At 27.3% G+C, this 5,154-nt stretch carries 7 protein-coding genes; 6 read left to right on the plus strand and 1 reads right to left on the minus strand.

Features of this window, described 5'->3' with window-relative positions; all coding sequences use genetic code 11:
• A partial coding sequence (locus BKN05_RS11525) for a replication initiation factor domain-containing protein (RefSeq protein ID WP_286688694.1) occupies nucleotides 1–864 on the plus strand: 864 nt, incomplete at its 5' end.
• Nucleotides 865–868: 4 nt separating this feature from the next.
• Here the strand turns inward: BKN05_RS11525 and BKN05_RS11530 are convergent.
• Complete coding sequence (locus BKN05_RS11530) at nucleotides 869–1,402, minus strand: hypothetical protein (RefSeq protein ID WP_237621526.1); 534 nt, start codon at nucleotides 1,400–1,402, stop codon at nucleotides 869–871.
• 195 nt (nucleotides 1,403–1,597) lie between these two features.
• Here BKN05_RS11530 and BKN05_RS11535 point away from each other — a divergent pair, with 195 nt between their 5' ends.
• The 5 genes from BKN05_RS11535 to BKN05_RS11555 all read left to right on the plus strand — a co-directional run.
• Nucleotides 1,598–1,945, plus strand: coding sequence for a hypothetical protein (locus BKN05_RS11535; protein WP_286688695.1), 348 nt, complete (start codon nucleotides 1,598–1,600; stop codon nucleotides 1,943–1,945).
• Nucleotides 1,946–2,120: 175 nt separating this feature from the next.
• A complete protein-coding gene (locus BKN05_RS11540) occupies nucleotides 2,121–2,375 on the plus strand; it encodes a hypothetical protein (protein ID WP_286688696.1) in 255 nt (84 codons plus the stop codon).
• 145 nt (nucleotides 2,376–2,520) lie between these two features.
• Nucleotides 2,521–2,958, plus strand: a complete 438-nt coding sequence (locus BKN05_RS11545; protein ID WP_053871462.1) for a hypothetical protein — start codon at nucleotides 2,521–2,523, stop codon at nucleotides 2,956–2,958.
• Between the two features lie 12 nt (nucleotides 2,959–2,970).
• Entirely contained in the window at nucleotides 2,971–4,377 is a 1,407-nt protein-coding gene (locus BKN05_RS11550) for an FtsK/SpoIIIE domain-containing protein (protein WP_053871463.1), read from the plus strand.
• Between the two features lie 581 nt (nucleotides 4,378–4,958).
• Nucleotides 4,959–5,154, plus strand: a 196-nt coding sequence (locus tag BKN05_RS11555) for a hypothetical protein (RefSeq protein ID WP_286688697.1), incomplete at its 3' end; no start/stop codon positions are given.

Consider the following 5,154-nt stretch of genomic DNA (forward strand, 5'->3'; position numbering starts at 1 on the left):
GTTTCTATAGAGTTTAAAGCTCGAGCGTTAAGAGAATATTTAAAATCGTATAAAATTAAAAAGCAATGTGAAATTAACGTTCATCATATTTTAAAAAAATTGAGTTCTGTATTTGATATAAGATTATCAAGATTAGATATAGCAATTGATTTTATAGATGAAAATTTATTAGTTAGTAATCTAGCAAATCAAATAAAATATGATGAAATATTAATTAAAAACAAAGGTAATAGAGTAGTAACCAATGATAAAATTAGAACGCTTGGAAGTAGTGGAGTAATACAAACTATTTATGTGAATAGTCGTACAGGCGATTCGTTTTTACGTGTGTATGATAAAAAAGAAGAATCAATCTCTAAAAATACGATTGATTCATTTAAAGCTTTAAATTGTAGTAATTGGACAAGATTAGAATTAGAGTTAAAAAGCACATACGCTCATAATATAACAAAGCTTTTTGTTGATTGTGATGATGATAATAATGAATTTTTATCATTATTATATGGTGTGTTTATCCAATTCTTTAAATTCTTTAAAATTATTACATATGATGATAAAGGTTATCCAATTTTAGAGTATGCCGATTTTTATCAGCAGATAATAGATAGTAATAATAGCGAAATAACGCATGTAGACGGTCATGAATCTAATAATACGACTGAATTTGATTTAAAATATCAGAATTTATTTAAAAACGGTACAATGACTTTTTTGAAAATGTTTTATGTAGCTTATGGTGAAGATGTATTTGATGAATTAGTTTCAAAAATGAAAAAAGATATGAAAGAAAGAGTTAAATTAAATAAAGACCATAAAACAATGATAAAAAATCATAAGAACGATGATCCATTCTTTAAAAAGTAATGGGTCATCGTTTTTTTATTTCTTTCAAAACTTCATCACGTAAATATTTTATTTCTTCATCTTGATAATGAATGTGTATTTCCATTTGGTCTACTTGTTGTTGGTATCTATCTAAATCTATTTTTTGACGAATATTTTCATCTTTTAGTTTATTCATATGATTTTTAAGGTTAGTTATTTTATCTAATTTATCTTTATAGCTAATTTTATCGTTATTAATGTAATCAATTAGGTCATCAATATTATTAATATTTTTGTTATGTTCTTTATTGTTAAATCTTTTGCTTAGTTCATATAAATCTATGTCGTCGATTGAATAATAATCTAATTCTTTATCAAATAAAGTCATAATATATTTTACTGCATATTCATTAAAGAAAAGTTGTGTTTTGCCATTATATCCTTCTGCTTTTTTATAAATTGCTAACATTTGATTATTTATATCTTCTAATACCTTTTTAGTTAATTTTCTTTGTACTGTTGATTTGTGTTTATTACATAAATTAGCAACTTCTTTTATTGAATAAAATTCTGTCATTTTGAAAACCTCCTATTTTTCGTCTTTAATAAAATCATTAATGCACCGATGAATCACATTAAAATAATTTTAAAGTTTTTTATTAAATATTGATTTAACAGTATTTTAACACATATAACGATTGATGTAAAAATATTTACGCACCGATATGAATCGATTCATAATGTAATTAACCTAAAAAAAGGAGGTTAGCTAATGTATCAATTATCAGATAATCAAATTAAAAATTATTTAGCGAATACGTTTAAAGACACTGACATTTTAATGAAAAAACAATTTGAAATTATAGAAAATTGTTCATCTTATTTATCAAAAAATCTTAATCTACCAATTAAAAATTATGATAAAAATTTAGAGATGTTATTTGAAATGTTAAAAGAGCAACAAAAAATGATAAGTAATCACAAACGATTTTTAATTTTATTTGATAAATATTTCGATGAAGATTATTCGGATTATATTCATGAATTAGAACAACGTGAATTTCATTTGAATAGTCAGATTAGAGGTTTATCAGTTAGTTATATTCAAAAAAAGGTGTGATTCAATTGGAAGAAGTAAAAAGCGTGACAATACTTGAAAAATTGAATAGATTATCAGAATTAGAAAATGATGTAATAGCAACATTAGATATGATATGTTTTTATGTTTCTAATTTTCAAACTAAAACTTTAAAAAAGTAAATGATGAAGAAAATGACGAATCTAAAAAATATGAGATGAATCAGATTGTATATAACAACTTAAAAACGATTATGGATTGCGTTAGCAATCTTGAATTTGCTATTGATGGTTATCAAACAACAGAAAGTAGAAAGTTATATGATTATATACTTTCAAATAAAATAAATTTAATTAGAGAAAAAGAAGATATTGAGCATGATTTGATGTTGGCTAGAAAACAAGATGATTCAAGTGATAATCCAAGAAAAACTTCACTTACTTTGGAGCCTAAAGATAATGGTAAAGATTAACAAGTTATGTATAAAGCTTATGAAGTATGTATTGATATTTTGTATCAGATTAGTAGTTGAGACATTTAAATTAATTAGTAAATTAATTTGGATCAGTAGTAAGTATGTAATAACAAAAATAAAAAATAGTATAGGAGCGATATAAATGGCAGGTTTAAAAGCATTAGATAACTTTGAAATTTTTGATGTAGAAGGATTTTTAAAAGGTAAAGAATTAGTGATGGTAAGTTGTGAAAAAAACTATAATAAGATGAAAAATGAAGAAGGTAATAAAGTACCAGACCCAAATAGTCCACGTGGATTAAAATTTGAAATCAACATTGATAAGGATAATGCTGAATATGAAGTATTTGATTTCAACACAAAAGAACGAAAAAAGCAAAAAGGTGTTAATTTCCGTAAAAGTTTTATTTTGTTTATTGATAAACCAGAATTAGAACCAGAAAAATTTGATGATTTTAGCGTTGGCGAAAAAGTTATGATAAAAGGTTTGAAACCTAGTGAAACAATGCATTTTGGTAGTAATTTGATTGTCGTTGCAGATGATTTAGTTAAGTTAGAAAGAAAACAACCACAACAATAGGAGTGTGATTAAATGAATCAGTTAAAAACAATTTCTTTAAGGTCACGACGACGACACTTGAAGTATTATGTTTTTCTGATATTCATCGCTATTATTTTGGTTGTTCAGTTATTTAAATTTTTGATGTTTGAAATATCAAAGCATATTGAAAATCTTACCTTTGAACCGATTGGACACTGGTTTGATAAATTAACATTTGGACTTTTGGCGAGTCTGGGTATTTATAGCTTATTTGTTATATTAATAGCTTTGATGGACGGGGGGATTATGAAGAATTATAATCCTCTCTTATCTTTTAAAAATCATTTATTAAAGAATCGAATTGATAAAGCTTTAGTAATGGATAAGATGTATATTGTTGTTGAATCATTAGACGATAAAAAAATTCAGTATGCGAAAACGCCAAAAATTAAAATTATTAGCGATAATGAAATCAGAATTATGAATTTAGCAGGTTTAAACGATAAGTTAGAATCATTTAAAGATGAAATGACTGTTGTACTAGAGAATGGTCGTGTGGTTGATACTTTTCAACGTGATATAACAGGTAAATATTTCATTGCTGAAATACTTGATTTGAAAGCAGATAATCAATATATATTTGAAACAATGCAAGATTATTTGGACGTTGTTAATTCAACCGAAAATCATATAATACCGATTATGAAAAACGGTGTTCACATTAATTTAGCTAAAACGCCACATATGTTAGTAAGTGGTCAAACTGGTTCTGGTAAATCGTATTCACTGTATCATTTAATGTTTACTTTGAAATTAAAGGGTCATGAATTATTTGTTATAGATAGAAAACAAGCTTTAACAAAATTAGATACAGTTTTAGGTGTCGATCATGTAGCCGATGAAAATCCTAGAGAATCTGACCAAATTTTTGAATTGGTTGAGAAAGTTGAAAATATAATGCTTGAAAGACAAGATATTTTAAAAAATGATGACCGATTTAAAAAAGATATTGAAGCAGGTTTCAAAAATGCAGGTTGGAATAATATTTGTTTAGTAATTGATGAGTTAGGAGCATTAACAAATGATTTAGCAGGATTAAAAAAAGAGAAACGAGATAGATTTTATAGTGCTTTAGGTAATATTGCAATGAAAGGTCGCAGTACAGGTGTTTCATTAATGATTAGTTTACAACAAGCAAACGCTAATTCGTTTAATGGTACAGGTATACGTGACCAATTAAGCTTTAAAATGGTTTTAGGTAATTCAGATAGACAAACTAGAGAAGTCATGTTCAGTGCGCAAGATATATCTGATGTGAAATTGAAACCAGGTCAGGCGTATTTTACAAAAGCAGATACACGTAATAAACCAGGTTTTTTATTTATGCCGACATTCAAATTTGATTTAACGCTTTCGAACCTTGAAACTTTGATAGAAATGCAAAATCGAGATAATTGAGAATTTATGCCGAGAAAATTTTTTGTCGTTGAGAGCCTTTCATTTAAACTATTCCTAGTTGGCCCACCAGGGCGAATTTTGCCTGGTGGTACGACTTTGGAAAGTTTGAAAGGCGCAGAATCGACGACAAAAAAGCAATTGGAATAAATCGGAGATTATCGTTGATATTACGCTTAACATTGATTGTGATTGTGCTAAAATAAAAAAAGCAACGTAAAAACATTTTGGCCGATGTTTACGTTGCAGGTGGTTTAGTTGTGATTTAATTTTTTGATGTGTTAATTATACAATTGTTTCCCAACTGAGTAAAGAGTTTGGGGGCATTTGCGAAAGCGTTGCGTCGACCAACCAAAACTTTGAAAAAGGTTTGGCGAGACGCATAAGCTTGAGCGCTTTTTTGCCCCCCTCCTTTTAATAAGGGGGGCAAAGAATTATCGTTAACCACTCAATTTGTTTAGACGACCTCAACTAAACCCCGTTATTAAGCGTTTTTCAACGGTTTAGGAGGTTTTTTGATGATTAGTGTAAAAGTAGACCAATTCACATTAACAATATTGCCAAATTCGAAATTATTATCATATATGAACGATGATGTTGTTTCATATTCTGAACATGTTCGTGAAGTATTTGAGCAGTTATTAGAAATTGAAGAAGTTTATAGTCAAGCAGTTGAATATGGTCGTGGTGTTCGAAACTACGATACAGTTTATTATTATGGCTTTGAAAAGTCACAAATATTTTATAAGTATAATTCTGAAAATATTTCGAATGGTGTTT

The sequence above is a fragment of the Corynebacterium sp. S5S1 genome (assembly GCF_001913985.1).
GTDB classification, from domain to species: Bacteria; Actinomycetota; Actinomycetes; order Mycobacteriales; family Mycobacteriaceae; genus Corynebacterium; species Corynebacterium marquesiae.